The sequence below is a fragment of the Bacillota bacterium genome (assembly GCA_023511835.1).
Classification (GTDB): Bacteria; Bacillota; Sulfobacillia; order JAIMAT01; family JAIMAT01; genus JAIMAT01.
In genome coordinates, this window is the sequence record JAIMAT010000007.1 from 16,335 (window position 1) to 32,789 (window position 16,455).

At 70.1% G+C, this 16,455-nt stretch carries 28 protein-coding genes; all 28 read right to left on the bottom strand.

The window, feature by feature from the left end:
- Nucleotides 1–5: 5 nt before the first annotated feature.
- On the bottom strand, nucleotides 6–752 hold the full coding sequence (gene map, locus K6U79_02545) for a type I methionyl aminopeptidase (protein ID MCL6521239.1): 747 nt from the start codon (nucleotides 750–752) through the stop codon (nucleotides 6–8).
- Complete coding sequence (locus tag K6U79_02550) at nucleotides 749–1,396, bottom strand: adenylate kinase (GenBank protein MCL6521240.1); 648 nt, start codon at nucleotides 1,394–1,396, stop codon at nucleotides 749–751. Before K6U79_02550 ends, map begins: the two co-directional genes overlap by 4 nt.
- 13 nt (nucleotides 1,397–1,409) lie before the next feature.
- Nucleotides 1,410–2,660: a preprotein translocase subunit SecY gene (gene secY, locus K6U79_02555; protein MCL6521241.1), complete on the bottom strand. Its 1,251-nt coding sequence runs from the start codon at nucleotides 2,658–2,660 to the stop codon at nucleotides 1,410–1,412.
- Between the two features lie 6 nt (nucleotides 2,661–2,666).
- On the bottom strand, nucleotides 2,667–3,110 hold the full coding sequence (gene rplO / locus K6U79_02560; protein ID MCL6521242.1) for a 50S ribosomal protein L15: 444 nt from the start codon (nucleotides 3,108–3,110) through the stop codon (nucleotides 2,667–2,669).
- 27 nt (nucleotides 3,111–3,137) lie between these two features.
- Nucleotides 3,138–3,644 (bottom strand): 30S ribosomal protein S5, encoded by a 507-nt coding sequence (rpsE, locus tag K6U79_02565; protein MCL6521243.1) that lies wholly within the window; start codon nucleotides 3,642–3,644, stop codon nucleotides 3,138–3,140.
- Between the two features lie 26 nt (nucleotides 3,645–3,670).
- Entirely contained in the window at nucleotides 3,671–4,039 is a 369-nt protein-coding gene (gene rplR / locus K6U79_02570) for a 50S ribosomal protein L18 (protein ID MCL6521244.1), read from the bottom strand.
- A gap of 14 nt (nucleotides 4,040–4,053) precedes the next feature.
- Nucleotides 4,054–4,590, bottom strand: coding sequence for a 50S ribosomal protein L6 (gene rplF / locus K6U79_02575; protein ID MCL6521245.1), 537 nt, complete (start codon nucleotides 4,588–4,590; stop codon nucleotides 4,054–4,056).
- A gap of 11 nt (nucleotides 4,591–4,601) precedes the next feature.
- Nucleotides 4,602–5,000, bottom strand: coding sequence for a 30S ribosomal protein S8 (gene rpsH / locus K6U79_02580; GenBank protein ID MCL6521246.1), 399 nt, complete (start codon nucleotides 4,998–5,000; stop codon nucleotides 4,602–4,604).
- Nucleotides 5,001–5,029: 29 nt separating this feature from the next.
- Nucleotides 5,030–5,215, bottom strand: coding sequence for a type Z 30S ribosomal protein S14 (locus K6U79_02585; protein ID MCL6521247.1), 186 nt, complete (start codon nucleotides 5,213–5,215; stop codon nucleotides 5,030–5,032).
- A 23-nt stretch (nucleotides 5,216–5,238) separates the two neighbouring features.
- Entirely contained in the window at nucleotides 5,239–5,781 is a 543-nt protein-coding gene (gene rplE, locus K6U79_02590; GenBank protein ID MCL6521248.1) for a 50S ribosomal protein L5, read from the bottom strand.
- Nucleotides 5,782–5,812: 31 nt separating this feature from the next.
- On the bottom strand, nucleotides 5,813–6,166 hold the full coding sequence (rplX, locus tag K6U79_02595; protein MCL6521249.1) for a 50S ribosomal protein L24: 354 nt from the start codon (nucleotides 6,164–6,166) through the stop codon (nucleotides 5,813–5,815).
- 1 nt (nucleotide 6,167) lies between these two features.
- Complete coding sequence (rplN, locus tag K6U79_02600) at nucleotides 6,168–6,536, bottom strand: 50S ribosomal protein L14 (protein ID MCL6521250.1); 369 nt, start codon at nucleotides 6,534–6,536, stop codon at nucleotides 6,168–6,170.
- Nucleotides 6,533–6,775, bottom strand: a complete 243-nt coding sequence (gene rpsQ, locus K6U79_02605) for a 30S ribosomal protein S17 (protein MCL6521251.1) — start codon at nucleotides 6,773–6,775, stop codon at nucleotides 6,533–6,535. Before rpsQ ends, rplN begins: the two co-directional genes overlap by 4 nt.
- 48 nt (nucleotides 6,776–6,823) lie before the next feature.
- Complete coding sequence (gene rpmC / locus K6U79_02610; protein MCL6521252.1) at nucleotides 6,824–7,030, bottom strand: 50S ribosomal protein L29; 207 nt, start codon at nucleotides 7,028–7,030, stop codon at nucleotides 6,824–6,826.
- Entirely contained in the window at nucleotides 7,020–7,454 is a 435-nt protein-coding gene (rplP, locus tag K6U79_02615; GenBank protein ID MCL6521253.1) for a 50S ribosomal protein L16, read from the bottom strand. Before rplP ends, rpmC begins: the two co-directional genes overlap by 11 nt.
- Before the next feature lie 3 nt (nucleotides 7,455–7,457).
- On the bottom strand, nucleotides 7,458–8,141 hold the full coding sequence (rpsC, locus tag K6U79_02620) for a 30S ribosomal protein S3 (protein MCL6521254.1): 684 nt from the start codon (nucleotides 8,139–8,141) through the stop codon (nucleotides 7,458–7,460).
- 4 nt (nucleotides 8,142–8,145) lie between these two features.
- A complete protein-coding gene (gene rplV, locus K6U79_02625; GenBank protein ID MCL6521255.1) occupies nucleotides 8,146–8,526 on the bottom strand; it encodes a 50S ribosomal protein L22 in 381 nt (126 codons plus the stop codon).
- 23 nt (nucleotides 8,527–8,549) lie between these two features.
- Complete coding sequence (gene rpsS, locus K6U79_02630; protein MCL6521256.1) at nucleotides 8,550–8,834, bottom strand: 30S ribosomal protein S19; 285 nt, start codon at nucleotides 8,832–8,834, stop codon at nucleotides 8,550–8,552.
- A 31-nt stretch (nucleotides 8,835–8,865) separates the two neighbouring features.
- Nucleotides 8,866–9,699, bottom strand: coding sequence for a 50S ribosomal protein L2 (rplB, locus tag K6U79_02635; protein ID MCL6521257.1), 834 nt, complete (start codon nucleotides 9,697–9,699; stop codon nucleotides 8,866–8,868).
- Between the two features lie 30 nt (nucleotides 9,700–9,729).
- Nucleotides 9,730–9,969, bottom strand: coding sequence for a 50S ribosomal protein L23 (rplW, locus tag K6U79_02640; protein ID MCL6521258.1), 240 nt, complete (start codon nucleotides 9,967–9,969; stop codon nucleotides 9,730–9,732).
- A gap of 53 nt (nucleotides 9,970–10,022) precedes the next feature.
- Nucleotides 10,023–10,646, bottom strand: coding sequence for a 50S ribosomal protein L4 (gene rplD / locus K6U79_02645; GenBank protein MCL6521259.1), 624 nt, complete (start codon nucleotides 10,644–10,646; stop codon nucleotides 10,023–10,025).
- Between the two features lie 70 nt (nucleotides 10,647–10,716).
- A complete protein-coding gene (gene rplC / locus K6U79_02650) occupies nucleotides 10,717–11,361 on the bottom strand; it encodes a 50S ribosomal protein L3 (protein ID MCL6521260.1) in 645 nt (214 codons plus the stop codon).
- Between the two features lie 36 nt (nucleotides 11,362–11,397).
- Nucleotides 11,398–11,706, bottom strand: coding sequence for a 30S ribosomal protein S10 (rpsJ, locus tag K6U79_02655; protein ID MCL6521261.1), 309 nt, complete (start codon nucleotides 11,704–11,706; stop codon nucleotides 11,398–11,400).
- A 10-nt stretch (nucleotides 11,707–11,716) separates the two neighbouring features.
- Entirely contained in the window at nucleotides 11,717–12,919 is a 1,203-nt protein-coding gene (tuf, locus tag K6U79_02660; GenBank protein MCL6521262.1) for an elongation factor Tu, read from the bottom strand.
- A 59-nt stretch (nucleotides 12,920–12,978) separates the two neighbouring features.
- Nucleotides 12,979–15,063 carry an elongation factor G gene (gene fusA / locus K6U79_02665; protein MCL6521263.1) on the bottom strand — a complete coding sequence of 695 codons (2,085 nt, stop codon included), beginning with the start codon at nucleotides 15,061–15,063 and terminating at the stop codon, nucleotides 12,979–12,981.
- Nucleotides 15,064–15,146: 83 nt separating this feature from the next.
- Complete coding sequence (rpsG, locus tag K6U79_02670) at nucleotides 15,147–15,617, bottom strand: 30S ribosomal protein S7 (GenBank protein ID MCL6521264.1); 471 nt, start codon at nucleotides 15,615–15,617, stop codon at nucleotides 15,147–15,149.
- A 38-nt stretch (nucleotides 15,618–15,655) separates the two neighbouring features.
- Nucleotides 15,656–16,030, bottom strand: a complete 375-nt coding sequence (rpsL, locus tag K6U79_02675) for a 30S ribosomal protein S12 (GenBank protein MCL6521265.1) — start codon at nucleotides 16,028–16,030, stop codon at nucleotides 15,656–15,658.
- A gap of 93 nt (nucleotides 16,031–16,123) precedes the next feature.
- Nucleotides 16,124–16,381: a ribosomal L7Ae/L30e/S12e/Gadd45 family protein gene (locus K6U79_02680; GenBank protein ID MCL6521266.1), complete on the bottom strand. Its 258-nt coding sequence runs from the start codon at nucleotides 16,379–16,381 to the stop codon at nucleotides 16,124–16,126.
- Nucleotides 16,382–16,455: the final 74 nt, after the last annotated feature.

Sequence of the window (16,455 nt, forward strand, 5' to 3'; positions counted from 1 at the left end):
CCCTCCTATGGCAGCGTCAGCACCTCGGGGCCGTCCGGCGTGACGGCCACCGTATGCTCGAAGTGCGCCGAGAGGCTGCCGTCCGCCGTGCGCACCGTCCACCCGTCCGGCATCGTATATACCCGATGGCCACCTGCGTTCACCATGGGCTCGATGGCGATGACCAGGCCCGCGCGGAGGCGCAGCCCCCTCCCGGCCGGACCGTAGTTGGGCACCTGCGGGTCCTCGTGCATCTCGCGCCCCACGCCGTGGCCCACGTACTCGCGCACCACCGAGTAGCCGTTGGCCTCCACATGCTCCTGGACGGCGTGCGCGATGTCGCCCAGGAAGCCGCCCTCCACGGCCCGCGCGATGCCGCGCTCCAGCGCCTCGCGCGTCACCTCGATCAGGCGGGCCGCCTCGGCGCTCACCCGCCCCACGGGGAAGGTGCGCGCGTGGTCGCCCACGTACCCCGCGTAGGTGGCGCCCACGTCGACGGAGAGGATGTCGCCCTCCTCCAGCCGTCTCGGCCCGGGGATGCCGTGGACCACCTCGTCGTTGACGGAGGTGCAGATGGCGGCCGGGTAGCCATGATAGCCGATGAAGGTGGGTATGGCGCCGTGCGAACGGATGAACTCCTCCGCCCAGGCGGCCAGCTCGCCGGTCGTCACCCCCGGGCGGATCCGCTCCTCCAGCTCTACCAGGCACTGCGCCGCGATCCGGCCCGCTTCCCGCATCAGGCGGATCTCCCGCGGCGACTTGAGGATGATCATGCCAGACCCAGAGCCTCTTTCAGGGCGGCGGTCACCTCGCCGGGCGCCCGCGAGGCGTCGATGCGCACCAGGCGCCCGCCTGCCTCGTAGAAGTCGACCAGGGGGGCGGTCTGCCGCCGGTAGACGGCCAGGCGCGCCCGCACGGTCTCCTCGCGGTCATCCTCCCGCTGGACGAGCGGCTCGCCGCAGCGGTCGCAACGGCCCTCCCGCTGGGGCGGCTGCGTATAGACATTGTAGACCGCGCCGCAGCGCGGGCAGGTCCGCCGCCCCGCCAACCTGCGCACCACCTCTTCCTCGCCGATGACGAACTCCACCGCCCGCTCCAGCGGGCGCCCCGCCGCCGCCAGGATCCGGTCCAGCGCCTCGGCCTGGGCCACCGTGCGCGGGAAGCCGTCCAGGATGAAGCCCTCGCGGCAGTCGTCCGCGCGCAGGCGCTCCTCCACGATCCCGATGGTCACCTCGTCGGGGACCAGCTGGCCGGCCTCCATGTAGCGCTGCGCCTCCCGGCCCAGCGGCGTCTGGTCGCGCACGGCCGCCCGGAACATGTCGCCCGTGCTGATCTGCGGGATACCCAGCTCCCGGGCGAGGATGGCCGCCTGGGTACCCTTGCCCGCGCCGGGCGGGCCGAGGAAGACCAGCTGCACCGATCCCACACTCCTAGCGCAGGAAGCCTTCGTAGTGGCGCATCAGCATCTGGGACTCGATCTGCTTCATGCTCTCCAGAGCGACGCCCACCACGATGAGAAGGGCCGTCCCGCCGAAATTCAGGTTCGGAATGCCCACCAGCCGCCCGAAGAAGAAGGGCAGCACCGCCACCAGCGCCAGGAAGATGGCGCCCGCGAAGGTCACCCGGTTCAGGATCCGGGTCAGATAGTCGGTTGTGGGGCGGCCGGGCCGGATGCCCGGGATGAAGCCGCCGTACTTCCGGATGTTGTCGGCCACGTCCACCGGATTGAAGACGATCACCGTGTAGAAGAAGGTGAAGCCGATGATCAGGAGGGCGTAGAGCACCGGGTAGATGCCGCCCATCAGCCAGTTGTTGACGGCGGTGAAGACCGGGAAGAAGGTGGCCAGCGTCGCCGGCAAAGAGAGCACCGCGGCGGCGAAGATCACCGGGATGACGCCCGCCTGGTTGACGCGCAGCGGGATGTGGGTGGCCTGGCCGCCGTACATCCGCCGGCCCACCACCCGCTTGGCGTACTGGACCGGGATGCGCCGCGCCGCCTGCTGGACGACGACCACCAGCGCGATGACCGCCAGCCCGAGGACGACCATCACGATCACGTTGAAGATGTTGGCCACGCCGCCGTGCAGATACTGGTAGACGGTGTTCACCCCTCCCGGCAGGCGGGAGAGGATCCCGGCGAAGATGAGCAACGAGATGCCGTTGCCGATGCCCCTGTCCGTGATCAGCTCCCCCAGCCACATCAGGAAGAGGGTCCCGGCGGTCAGCCCGATCACCGCCACCGCGGCGCTGGCGAAGCCGGGGCGGAGGAAGGCTCCCTCGCGGCTGAGGAGCACCGCCGTGCCCGTGGCCTGCACCAGCCCCAGGATGGCCGTCCCGTAGCGCGTCCACTGCGCGATCTTGCGCTGGCCCTCGGCCCCCTCCTTCGCCCACTCCTCCAGCCTCGGGATGACCAGCGTGAGCAGCTGGAGGATGATCGACGCGTTGATGTACGGGATGATGGACATGGCGAAGATCGAGAGGTTGCGCAGCGCGCCGCCCGAGACCACGTCCAGAAAGCCGAAGAGCGTTCCCGACGTCAGCAGCTGCTCGATCTTGGTCGGGTCGATGCCGGGGATGGGGATGTGCGCCCCCAGCCGGAAGACGACCAGCATGGCGGCCGTAAAGAGGATGCGCCGCCGCAGGTCGGCCAGGCGGAAAGACTGGCGCAGCGTCTGGGCGATGGACACCTAGATCACCTCAGCCTTGCCGCCGGCCGCCTCGATCTTGGCCCGCGCGGTCTGGCTGAAGGCGTGGGCACGGACGGTGAGCGCCTGCTCCAGCTCGCCGTCCCCCAGGATCTTCACCCCGTCCAGGAGCTTGCGGACCAGGCGGCGCTGGCGCAGCAGCTCCGGCGTCACCTCGCTGCCCGCCTCGAAGACGTTGAGGGCGCCCACGTTGACGGTCGCATACTCCTTCCGGAAGCGGGCGTTGTTGAAACCGCGCCGTGGCAGCCGCCGCTGCAGCGGCATCTGGCCGCCCTCGAAGCCGGCGCCCTTGGCGCCTCCCGTCCGGGCCTTCTGCCCCTTGGTCCCCCGCGTCGACGTCTTGCCATGTCCCGAGCCGGGGCCGCGACCCACGCGCTTGGGCGGCTTCCTCTTCTGGCCCGGGTGGAGTTCGTGGATTCCCGCCATGGGTTCACCTCCCTGGGCCATCCGGCCTCAGCCGGCGGCCCGCTCCGCGTTCCGCTCGCGCAGCCGCCCGACTTCCTGCGGATCCTTCAGCTGGCGGAGCGCGTCGATGGTGGCCAGCACCACGTTGTTGGGATTGGAGGAGCCCAGCGACTTGGTGAGCACGTCGCTCACGCCGGCCAGCTCCATGATCGCCCGGGTCGCCCCCCCGGCGATGATCCCGGTGCCGGGCGCCGCCGGGCGGATCAGCACCTTGCCCGCCCCGAAGTGTCCCAGCGCCTCGTGCGTGATGGTGGTCCCGCGGCGCGGCACCTGGAAGAGGTTCTTCTTGGCCGCCTGAATGCCCTTACGGATCGCCTCGGGGATCTCGGCCGCCTTCCCGGTGCCTGCCCCCACGCGGCCGTTCCGGTCGCCCACGACGACGAGGGCGGTGAAGTGGAAGCGCCGGCCGCCCTTCACCACCTTGGCCACCCGGTTGATGCGCACCACCCGTTCCTCGAGCTCCGCGCCTTCCGCGTTCCCCTCGGAGCGCGCCATCCGCCCACCTCCCTGCCTTTCCGGTTTCAGAATTCGAGGCCGCCCGCCCGGGCGCCCTCGGCCAGCGCCTTGACCCGCCCGTGGTAGAGGTAGCCGCCGCGGTCGAAGCTGACCTTGCGGATGCCGGCCGCCAGCGCTCGCCGGGCCACCAGCTCGCCCACGCGCTGCGCCGCCTCCACCGTGGCGCCGTTCTTCAGCTGACCGCGCAGCTCCGGGTCGATGCTGGAGGCGGCGACCAGCGTGTGGCCCGCGCGGTCGTCGATGACCTGCGCGTAGATGTGCTTGGAGCTGCGGAAGACGTTGAGCCGCGGCCGCTCCGGCGTGCCGAAGACCTTCTTGCGCACGCGCAGGTGCCTGCGGCGGCGCGCCTCGCGCCGATCCGACGCCATCCCGATCCCCCCTGCCCGCCTTACTTGCCCGTCTTGCCGGCCTTCCGCCGGATCCGCTCGCCGGCGTAGTGGATGCCCTTGCCCAGATAGGGTTCGGGCTTCCGCACGGCGCGGATGTCGGCCGCCACCTGGCCGACCTTCTGCTTGTCGGCGCCGCGCACGACGATGGTGGTCGGGTTGGGCGCCTCGATGGTTACGCCCTCGGGCGGATCGATCTCGACGGGGTGCGAGTAGCCCACGGCGAGCACCAGCCGCCGGCCCTGGACCGAGGCGCGGTAGCCGGTGCCGGTGATCTCCAGCGTCCGCTCGAAGCCCTGCGAGACGCCCTGAACCATGTTGGCGATGAGCGTCCGCGTCAGGCCGTGGAGCGCCTTGCTCCGCCGCTCGTCGTCGGGCCGCCGGACGACCACCTGGCCGTCCTCCACGCTGGCCGTCAGGGCGCCGGGCAGCTCCTGCTCCAGCTCGCCGCGCGGTCCGCGGACGACCACCTTCCGCCCCTCGACCGTCACCTGCACGCCGGCAGGGATCGGGATGGGCTGCTTTCCTACACGGGACACCCTGTTCCCCCCTACCAGACGTAGCAGAGGACCTCGCCGCCGATGCCCAGGCGGCGCGCCTCCCGGTCCGTCATGATCCCCTGCGACGTGGAGATGATGGCGACACCGAGCCCGCCCAGGACGCGCGGCAGCTGGTCGTGGCTGGCGTAGACCCGCAGGCCCGGCCGCGAGATGCGCCGCAGGCCGGTGATCACCCGCCGCCGCCCCGGTCCGTAGCGGAGGAAGACCCGCAGGGTCTTGTTCTTGCCCTCCTCCAGCCACTGGTAGTCCTGGATGAAGCCGTTCCGCTTCAGGATCTCCGCGATCGCCCGCTTCATCTTGGAGCCGGGGATGTCGACCCGGTCCCGGTAGACGGTGTTGGCGTTACGGATGCGCGTCAGCATGTCCGCGATGGGATCCGTCATGCTCAAGGGACGCTTCCCCCCTCTCCCCGCCTGCCTCACCAGCTCGCCTTGCGAATCCCGGGGATCTCACCGCGGTGGGCGAGCTCGCGGAAGCAGAGGCGGCAGAGGCCGAACTTGCCGATATAGCCGCGCGGCCGCCCGCAGCGGGCGCAGCGGTTGCGCCCGCGCACCGGAAACTTCGGCTTCCGCTTCGCTTTCTCGATCATGGCCTTCCTGGCCATCGCTCCACCTCCGGATCGCGCTTCTAGGCGGCACGGAAGGGGACGCCCAGCTCCTCGAGGAGGGCCTTGGCCTCCTCGTCGGTGCGCGCGGTCGTCACCAGGGTGATGTCCATGCCGCGGATCTGGTCGATCTTGTCATACTCGATCTCCGGGAAGACCAACTGCTCCCGGAGACCGAGCGAATAGTTGCCGCGTCCGTCGAAGGCGTCGGGCGAGACCCCGTGGAAGTCGCGCACGCGAGGCAGGACGACGCTGACCAGTTTCTCCAGAAAATCGTACATCCGCTCGCCGCGCAGCGTCACCTTGGCGCCGATGCTCATGCCCGTGCGCACCTTGAAGGCCGCCACCGACTTCCGTGCCTTGGTGACCAGCGGCTTCTGTCCGGTGATGGCGGCCAGGTCACGGACTGCGCCGTCCAGCAGCTTGGGGTCGCGTGTGGCCGCACCGACGCCCATGTTGACGACGATCTTCTCGAGGCGCGGGACCTCCATGATGTTCCGGTAGCCGAAGCGCCGCTGAAGCCCCGGCCGGATCTCTTTCAGATAGCGCTCGCGGAGCGAATTCACGGCCTCTTTTCCACCTCCCCAGGCCGCCGCCTCACCGGTCGACGACCTCTCCGCACCGCTTGCAGACCCGGACCTTGCGCCCGTCGTCCAGGAGCCGGTGGCCGACCCGGGTCGGGCGGTCGCAGTTGGGGCAGACGACCATGGCGTTGGAGGCGTCGATCGGGTTCTCCTGTTCGATGATGCCGCCCTGCATCACCTGGGGTGTCGGCTTCCGGTGCTTCTTGGCGATGTTGACACCCTCCACCACCACCCGGTGCGCGGCGGGGAGGACGCGGAGCACCTTGCCGCGCCGCCCGGCGTCCTTGCCCGAGAGGATCTGGACCGTGTCGCCCTTCCTCAGGTGCACCTTCGGCTTCACCGCTCTTTCCTTCCCACCGGCCGGCATCTCACAAGACCTCCGGGGCGAGGCTGATGATGCGCATGAACTCCCTCTCGCGCAGCTCCCGGGCCACGGGGCCGAAGATGCGCGTACCTCGCGGCTCGCGCGCGTCGCGCAGGATGACGGCGGCGTTGTCGTCGAAGCGGATGTACGAGCCGTCCTCGCGCCGCACCGGTCGCCGCGTCCGCACCACCACCGCGCGCACCACGTCGCCCTTTTTCACCATGCCGTTGGGCGCCGCCGCCTTGACGCTGCAGACGACGGTGTCACCCACGTGCGCATAGCGCCGGTTCGGCCCCCCCAGCACGCGGATCACCTGCAGCTCCTTGGCGCCGGTGTTGTCCGCCACGCGGAGGCGCGTCAGCGTGCGGATCACGACTGCGCCTCCTCCTTCCTGGAGAGGATCTCGACCACCCGCCAGCGCTTCTCCTTGGAGAGCGGCCGCGTCTCCATCAGGCGCACCCGGTCGCCCACGCGACAGCGGTTCTCCTCGTCATGGGCCTTGAAGCGCCGCGTGCGGCGGACGGTCTTGCCGTAGACGGGGTCGGCGACCATGCGCTCCACCGCCACCACGACGGTCTTGTCCATCTTGTCGCTGACCACGCGGCCGACCATCACCTTGCGCCGCTTCCGTGCCGTACCCTCTTCCACACCCGTCCCCCCCTAGGCCCCGCGTTCGCGGGCCAGTTCCCGCTGGCGCAGCACCGTCTTGACGCGAGCGATGTCGCGCCGGACCTGGCGGAGACGCATCGGGTTCTCCAGCTGGCCCGTGGCGTGCTGGAAGTGGAGGTTAAACAGTTCCGATTTCAGGTCGCGGATCTGCTTCTCCAGCTCGGCGTCGCTCAGCTCGGCCAGTTCCCTAGCCTTCACCCGCTCCACCTCCAACCTCGCTGCGCCTGACGAAGCGGGTCTTGATGGGCAGCTTGTGGGAGGCCAGCCGCAGCGCCTCCTGCGCCACCGCCTCCGGGACGCCGGCCAGCTCGAAGAGCACCCGGCCCGGATGGACGACAGCCACCCAGTACTCGGGGTTGCCCTTGCCGCTGCCCATGCGCGTCTCGGCGGGCTTCTTGGTGTACGGCTTGTCGGGGAAGATCTTGATCCAGACGCGCCCGCCGCGCCGGATGTAGCGCGTGATGGCCACGCGGGCGGCCTCGATCTGCCGGTCGGAGATCCAGGCCGGCTCCAGCGCCTGCAGGCCGTACTCGCCGTACTGGACCTCCGAGCCCCGGCTGGCGAGCCCCTTCATCCGTCCCCGGTGCTGCTTGCGATGCTTGACACGCTTGGGCATCAGCATGGCTCACGACCCCCCCGCGGCCGCCCGCTGGGAGCCGCCCCGCTCGCCCGTCCCCGCATGCAGCGGCGCCGCCTGCCCGCGGTTGATCCAGACCTTGACGCCGATCTGGCCGTAGGTGGTGAAGGCCTCCGCGAAACCGTAGTCGACGTCGACGCGCAGGGTGTGCAGGGGCACCGAGCCCTCGGCCGTCCACTCCGTGCGGGACATCTCCGAGCCGCCCAGGCGGCCCGAGACCATCACCTTGACGCCCTTCGCCCCGGCGCGCATCGCCCTCTGGGCCGCCTGCTTGATGGCGCGGCGGAAGGAGACGCGCCGCTCCAGCTGGGTGGCCACGCTCTCGGCCAGGAGCTGCGCCTCCAGCTCGGGGTTCTTCACCTCGGCGATGTTGATGGAGACCTGCTTGCGGGTCATCCGCTCCAGCTCGCCGCGCAGCTGCTCGATGCCCGAGCCGCCCCGGCCGATGACCATGCCGGGCTTGGCCGCGTGGATGACGATCTTGATGCGGCTGGCCGCCCGCTCGATCTCCACCCGCGAGATGCCCGCGTCGTACAGCTTCTTCTTGATGTAGCGGCGGATCGCGATGTCCTCCTGAAGGAGGCTGGCGAAGTCGCGCCGCGCGTACCAGCGGGACTCCCAGTCCCGGATGATGCCGATGCGCAGACCCTTCGGGTGAACCTTCTGTCCCATCCGCTCACGCCTCCCCTCGTTCGCGCAGCACCACCGTGATGTGGCTCGTGCGCTTGAGGATGGGGAAGGCCTGGCCGCGCGCCCGCGGATGGATGCGCTTCATCATCGGGCCGCCGTCCACGTAGGCCCGGTAGATGTAGAGGCGCTCCTCGTCCATCTCGTGGTTGTGCGCGGCGTTGGCCGCGGCCGAACGGATCACCTTGTCGACGATCTTGGACGCCCGCTTCGGCACGAAGCGCAGCATGGTCCGCGCCTCCCGCACCGACTTGCCGCGCACCAGATCGATCACGATCCTCGCCTTGCGCGGGGCGATGCGGACGTAGCGTGCCACCGCCCGCGCCTCGCGCACCGGCTCTTCCGTCGACCGCTCGCCGGCCGATGCCATACCGTCCCCTCCTTGCCCCGCTCTCACTTGAGGGCGATGGACCGCTCCGTCGGATGGCCGTGCCCGCGGTACGTCCGCGTGGGGGCGAACTCGCCCAGGCGGTGTCCCACCATCTCCTCGGTCACGTAGACGGGGACATGCTTCCTGCCGTCATGGACCGCGATGGTCAGGCCGACCATCTCCGGCACGATGGTCGAGGCGCGCGACCAAGTCCGGATCACGCGGCGCTCGCCGCTGCGGCGCACCGCCTCCACCTTCTCCATCAGTTTCGGGTCGACGAACGGACCCTTCTTCAGCGAACGACCCAAGGCGCAGACCACCTCTCCCCCGGCCGCCGCCTCAGGCCTTGCGGCGCCGGACGATCAGCCGGTCGGACTTCTTGCCCCGCTTGCGCGTCTTGTGTCCGAGGGCGGGCTTGCCCCAGGGGGTCACCGGATGCTTCCGGCCGATGGGGGCCCTTCCCTCGCCGCCGCCGTGCGGGTGGTCGACCGGGTTCATCACCGAACCGCGCACCTCCGGCCGCCTTCCCAGCCAGCGCGCCCGGCCGGCCTTGCCGATGCGGACGTTCTCGTGATCGACGTTGCCCACCTGGCCCACGGTGGCGCGGCACTCCTGGAGCACCATGCGCATCTCGCCCGAAGGAAGCCGCAGCGTGGCGTACTTCCCCTCCTTGGCGACGACCTGCGCTACCGTGCCCGCCGCTCGCACCATCTGCCCGCCGCGCCCCGGGTAGAGCTCCACGTTGTGGACCAGTGTCCCGGTCGGGATGCGGCGGAGAGGCAGCGTGTTGCCCGGGCGGATGTCCACGTCCTCGCCGGAGAGGAGGGTGTCGCCCACCCGGACGCCCTCCGGCGCCAGGATGTACGCCTTCTCGCCGTCCGCGTACTGGAGGCGGGCGATGTGCGCGGTCCGGTTCGGGTCGTATTCGATGGCCACCACCCGCGCCGGCACGCCGTCCTTGCGGCGGCGGAAGTCCACCAGCCGGTAGCGCCGCTTGTGGCCACCCCCGCGGTGGCGGACCGTGATGCGGCCCTGGTTGTTCCGCCCGGCGCGCTTGCGGATTCCCCGCACCAGCGACTTCTCGGGCTCCTCGGCCGTCAGCGCCGCCTTGTAGTCCAGGACGGACATATTCCGCCGCCCGGGCGAGGTGGGCTTCAGCTTTCTAACACCCATGCCCCATCCTCCTCCGACCGCTCTCCGGGCTCAGCGCAGCCCCTCGAAGAAGTCGATCTTCTGGCCCGGCTTGAGGACCACGTAGGCCTTCTTCCGGTCGGGCGTGCGGCCTTCCGCCCCGCGCTGGCGGCGCCGCTTGCCGGGCAGGATGACCGTGTTGACGCGCTCCACCTTGACGTGGAAGGCCTCCTCCACGGCGCGTTTGACCGCGGTGCGCGTCGCCCTCCGATCGACCAGGAAGACGTACCTGCCCTGGTCGATCCCCTTCATGCTCTCCTCCGTCACCACCGGCCGGAGGATGACGTCCTGCGGCGCCGGTCCGCTCACCCCGCCAGCACCTCCCCGGCCCTCTCGACGGCCGCCTTCTCGAAGAGGAGCGCCTTGTGCGCCAGGACCTCGTAGGCGTTCAGGTCCTGGACCGGGGCCGTCGCCACCTTCGGCAGGTTCCGGGCCGACAGGTAGACGTTCGGCTTCAGGTCGGAGGTGACCACCAGCGCGCCCTCCAGCCCGATGGCCTCGAGAAGCCTCCGCATCTCGCGGGTACGGGGCTCGCTGAACTCCAGCCCCTCCACCACCTTTAGCTGGCCGTCACGCACCTTGGCGGAGAGCGCCGAGCGCAGCGCCGCGCGCCGCGCCTTGCGGGGGATGGCGTAGCGGTAGGAGCGGGGCTGGGGCCCGAAGACCGTGCCGCCGCCCTTCCAGTGCGGGGCGCGGATGCTGCCCTGGCGCGCGCGACCTGTGTGCTTCTGGCGCCACGGCTTCCGCCCGCCGCCCGAGACCATGCCACGCGTCCGCGTGGCCGCCGTCCCCTGCCGGCGGTTGGCCAGGTACATGACCACCGCCTGGTGCATCAGCGGCTCGTTGGGCTCCACGCCGAAGACCGACTCCGGCAGCTCCATCTCCCCGGTCTGTTCGCCCTGCATGTTGTAGACAGGAACCCTGGGCACCCCTCGTCCCCCCTTTCGCGCCCGGCCGGACTCCCGGCGGCCGGCCCGAGCGGGCCGGCTCCGCCGCCGCTCACGCCCGCGCCGGGATCATCTTGTTCGTGGAGCGGATGAGTAGAAGCGCGCCCTTGGCGCCAGGCACGCTGCCCTTGACGAGCAGGAGGTTCCGCTCCGGTTCGACGCGCACGACCTCCAGGTTCTGCACCGTCGCGCGCCGCGCCCCCATATGCCCGGGCATTCCCCGGCCCTTGAAGACGCGCGCCGGGTAGGTCGAGGCGCCCAGGGAGCCGACGCGCCGGTGATACTTCGAACCATGCGACATGGGGCCGCGCCGGAAACCGTGGCGCTTGATGACGCCCTGGAAGCCCTTGCCCTTGCTGATTCCGGTCACGTCCACCCGGTCGCCGCGGTTGAAGAGCGCCACCGTCACCTCCTGGCCGCTGGAGAAGGCGCCGGGCTCCTCCACGCGGACCTCGCGCAGCCAGCGGACGGGCTCGACGCCGTGGCGGGCGAAGTGCCCCGCCATCGGCTTCTTCACCCGTCTCGGCTTGACGCTGCCGAAGCCGAGCTGGACGGCGGCGTAGCCGTCGCGCTCGGGCGTCTTGACCTGGACCACGCGGCAGGGACCCGCCTCGATGGCGGTGACGGGGAGCAGGCGGCCCTCTTCGTCGAAGAGCTGCGTGATCCCCAGTTTCCTGCCCAGAATCGCCTTGGCCAAACCCTTCACCTCCGCCCCGCGCCGGGCCGGCGCCGGCTACAGCTTGATCTCGATGTCCACGCCGGCCGGCAGGTCGAGGCGCATCAGCGCGTCCACGGTGCGCGGCGTCGGGTCCAGGATGTCGATGAGGCGCTTGTGCGTCCGCATCTCGAATTGCTCCCGGATGTCCTTCTCGCCGTTGGGCGCCACCAGGACGGTGTAGACCGCGCGCTCCGTGGGAAGCGGGACCGGGCCCGCCACCTCCGCGCCGGTCCGCTTGGCCGTCTCCACGATCTGCCCCGCCGACTGGTCCAGGACCGCGTGGTCGAAGCCCCGCAACCGGATCCGGATCTTCTGGCGAGCCATCGGATCCCTCCTAGTCCTCGATCTTGGTCACCACGCCGGCGCCGACCGTGTGACCGCCCTCGCGGATGGCGAAGCGGAGCCCCTCCTCGATGGCGATGGGCTCGATCAGCTCGACCGACATGGTGATGTTGTCACCCGGCATGACCATCTCCGTCCCCTCGGGCAGCGTGATGGTGCCGGTGACGTCGGTGGTCCGGAAGTAGAACTGCGGCCGGTAGCCGTTGAAGAAGGGGGTGTGGCGCCCGCCCTCTTCCTTGGTCAGGACGTAGACCTGGGCGCTGAACTTGCGGTGCGGGTGGATGGAGCCGGGCTTGGCCAGCACCTGGCCGCGCTCCACATCCTTCTTGTCGACGCCGCGCAGCAGGGTGCCGATGTTGTCGCCGGCGACCGCCTGGTCGAGCAGCTTCCGGAACATCTCCACGCCCGTCACCACGGTCCGCCGCGGACGGTCCGCCAGGCCGACGATCTCCACCTCGTCGCCGACCTTGACCGTGCCACGCTCCACGCGCCCCGTGGTCACCGTGCCGCGGCCGGTGATGGTGAAGACGTCCTCGATGGGCATCAGGAAGGGCTTGTCGACGTCGCGCTCGGGCGTCGGGATGTAGCTGTCGACGGCGTCCATGAGCTCCCAGATCTTGCCGCACCACTGGCACTCGCGCTGCCCGCAGCCGCACTCCAGCGCCTTGAGCGCCGAGCCGGTGACGATGGGCACCTCGTCGCCGGGGAACTCGTACTTGGAGAGAAGCTCGCGCACCTCCAGCTCCACCAGCTCGAGGAGCTCCGGATCGTCCACCATGTCCGCCTTGTTCAGGAAGACAACCATGGCCGGCACGCCTACCTGGCGGGCGAGAAGGATGTGCTCGCGCGTCTGCGGCATGGGCCCGTCGGCGGCGCTCACCACCAGGATGGAGCCGTCCATCTGCGCCGCGCCGGTGATCATGTTCTTGATGTAGTCGGCATGGCCCGGGCAGTCGACGTGGGCGTAATGGCGGTGCTCCGTCTCGTACTCGACGTGCATGGTGTTGATGGTGATGCCGCGGGCCCGCTCCTCCGGCGCCTTGTCGATCTGCTCGTAAGGCGTGTACTGCGCCCATCCGCGCTTGGAGAGCACCAGCGTGATCGCCGCGGTCAACGTCGTCTTGCCGTGGTCGACGTGGCCGATGGTGCCGATGTTCACGTGCGGCTTGGTGCGCTCGAACTTCTGCTTGGCCATCGCTCGTTCACCCTCCCCGCTTCAGTCCTCCCGGGCACTCGCCCGGCCTGCCGACAGCCTCAAGCCTTCTGGGCCTGGGCGCGGTGGTGGATCACCTCGTCCGCGAGGTTGCGCGGCACTTCCTCGTAATGGTCGAACTGCATGGTGTACGTGCCCCGCCCCTGCGTCTTGGAACGCAGGTCGGTGGCGTAACCGAACATCTCCGCCAGGGGCACGAAGGCGCGGATCACCTGGGCGTTGCCGCGCGGCTCCATGCCCTCGATCCTGCCCCTGCGCGCGTTGATGTCGCCGATCACGTCGCCCATGTACTCCTCGGGTACCACCACCTCGACCTTCATCACCGGCTCCAGGAGCACGGGGTCGGCCTGCTGCGCCGCGTTGCGGAAGGCCATGGACCCTGCGATCTTGAAGGCCATGTCCGACGAGTCCACCTCGTGGTAGGAGCCGTCGAAGAGCGTGGCCCGCACGTCCACCATGGGGTAGCCGGCCACCACGCCATTCTGCATCGCCTCGCGCACGCCGGCCTCCACGGCCGGGATGAACTCCTTGGGAACCACCCCGCCGACGATCTTGTCGACGAATTCGAAGCCCTTGCCCGCCTCCAGCGGCTCGATCTCCAGCCAGACGTCGCCGTACTGACCGTGGCCACCCGTCTGTCGGACGAAGCGGCCCTGGGCCCGCGCGCTGCGGCGGATGGTCTCACGGTAGGCCACCTGCGGCCGCCCCACATTGGCCTGGACGTGGAACTCCCGCTTCAGCCGGTCGACGATGATCTCCAGGTGGAGCTCGCCCATACCCGAGATGATGGTCTGCCCGGTCTCCGGATCCGTGGCGACGCGGAAGGTGGGATCCTCGTCGGCCAGGCGCTGTAGCGCCTCGCCCATGCGGTCCTGATCGGCCTGCGTCTTCGGTTCGATGGCCACCGAGATGACAGGCTCGGGGAACTGCATGGCCTCGAGGCGGATGGGCGCCTCCTCGGGGCAGAGCGTGTCGCCGGTCTTGGTCTGCTTCAGTCCCACCGCCGCCACGATCTCGCCGGCCCCGGCCTCGGCCACCTCCTCGCGGTGGTTGGCGTGCATGCGCAGGAGCCGGCCGATGCGCTCCTTCCTCCCGGTGTTGGCGTTGAGCACGTAGGAGCCGGCGCTCAGCCGCCCGGAGTAGACGCGCAGGAAGCAGAGCTTGCCCACGAAGGGGTCGGCCGCGATCTTGAAGGCCAGCGCCGCCAGCGGCTCCTCGTCGGAGACCTGACGCACGATCTCCTCCCCGGTGCGCGGGTCGACGCCGTGGACCGGCGGCAGGTCCAGGGGCGAGGGCAGGTACTCCAGGACCGCGTCCAGGAGCGTCTGCACGCCCTTGTTCCGGTAGGCGGCGCCGCAGAGGACGGGCACAGCCCGCAGCTCCAGCGTCCCCTTGCGGAGGGCCGCGCGGATCTCCTCGGGCGCGATGGCCTCGCCGTCGAGGTACTTCATCATCAGGTCGTCATCCAGCTCGGCCGCCGCCTCGACCAGCTTCTCCCGCCACTCCTCCGCCCGCGAGCGGAGTTCCTCGGGGATCTCCCGCTCCTCCATCACCGTGCCCAGCTCGTCGACCCAGTAGATCGCCTTGCCGCGCACCAGGTCGACCACGCCGGCGAAGCTCTCCTCCGCCCCGATGGGGATCTGGACCGGCACCGGGTTGGCGCCGAGCCGCTCGCGGATGGAGCGGACCGAACCGTAGAAGTCCGCGCCGACGGAATCCATCTTGTTGATGAAGGCGATGCGCGGAACGCCGTAACGGTCGGCCTGCCGCCAGACGGTCTCCGACTGCGGCTCCACACCGTTCTTGGCATCAAAGATGGCGATGACGCCGTCCAGCACCCGTAGCGCGCGCTCCACCTCCACGGTGAAGTCCACGTGCCCGGGCGTGTCGATGATGTTGATCCGGTGGTCCTTCCAGAAGCAGGTCGTCGCCGCGGAGGTAATGGTGATGCCCCGCTCCTGCTCCTGCGGCATCCAGTCCATGGTGGCCGAACCCTCGTGGACCTCGCCCATGCGGTGGACCCGGCCGGTATAGAACAGGATGCGCTCCGTCGTGGTCGTCTTGCCGGCGTCGATATGCGCGGAGATACCGATGTTGCGCACGCGCTCCAGCGGGATCTCAGGCATCACGTTCCCTCCTTCCCTCTCGAAATCTCCCCCGCAGCCCGCCGGCCGGAATCCGCGGGCCACCTCGGTCCCGGGACACGCCGCTACCAGCGGTAGTGGGCGAAGGCCCGGTTCGACTCGGCCATGCGATGGAGTTCCTCTTTCCGGCGCACGGCGCCGCCGGTGTTGTTGGCCGCATCCAGGATCTCGCCGGCCAGCCGTTCCACCATGCCGCGCTCGTTCCGCTGCCGGGCGTACTGCACGAGCCAGCGCAACGCCAGCGACCGCCGCCGCTCCGGCCGCACCTCGAGCGGCACCTGGTAGGTGGCGCCGCCGACCCGCCGAGGGCGGACCTCCAGGGCGGGCATGGCGTTGCGGACCGCCTGTTCGAAGACTTCCAGCGGCTCCCGCCCGGTCCGCTCGCGGATCCGCTCCAGCGCCTCGTAGAAGATTCTCTGGGCCAGCGACTTCTTGCCGTCCCGCATGATTTTGTTAATCATGCGCGCCGCCAGCTCCGACCCGTAGACCGGGTCCGGTGCCACCTCTCGTGGCGGTACGGGACCGCGTCTGGGCATCCTGGCGCCCCCTCCTCCCAGCCCCGTCTCTCAGGGAACTACTTCTTGGGCCGCTTGGCGCCGTACTTGGAACGTCCCTGGCGCCGGCGCTCCACCCCGGCCGCGTCCAGCGTGCCGCGGATGATATGGTAGCGGACCCCGGGGAGATCCTTGACGCGCCCGCCGCGGACCAGGACCACCGAGTGCTCCTGGAGGTTGTGCCCCTCGCCCGGGATGTAGGCCGTCACCTCGACGCCGTTGGTCAGCCGTACCCGGGCCACCTTGCGCAGAGCGGAGTTGGGCTTCTTGGGCGTCTGGGTCCGGACCTGGACGCAGACGCCGCGCTTCTGCGGATTGCCGCGCAGCGCCGGCGCCGCAGTCTTCTGGGCGACCGGCTGACGACCGCCGCGGATCAGCTGGTTGATGGTGGGCATCCCGCACCTCCTCTCACGCGCTCAGGTGGCCCGGAAGCAGCTTCCGGGCCACCGCCGATCCCGATCCTGGACCGGGCTCTCCTCCGGAACCGCTCATCCCGTTTCGCGGAGGATCGCCGCCGCCGCCGTGCCCACGTCGACCCCGCACTCCCGGCCGAGCTCCATCATACTCTCGTACCAGCTGACGGCCACGTGGTTTTCTTCGCACAGCTTGAGCAGCGGCTCGATCACCCTGCGCTCGGCGTCGCGCGCCACGCAGACCAGGCGCGCCTGGCCCCGCTGTACCGCCTTCAGCGTCTGCTTGGTGCCCACCACGCGGCGGGCACCAGCCGCTTCCGCCATCGGGCCCATGCCTCGCCCTCCACTCTCCAGGCGCAGAGCGCCGGGCAAAGCGCTAGCATTCTAGCACCGGCCGGAAAAGCCCG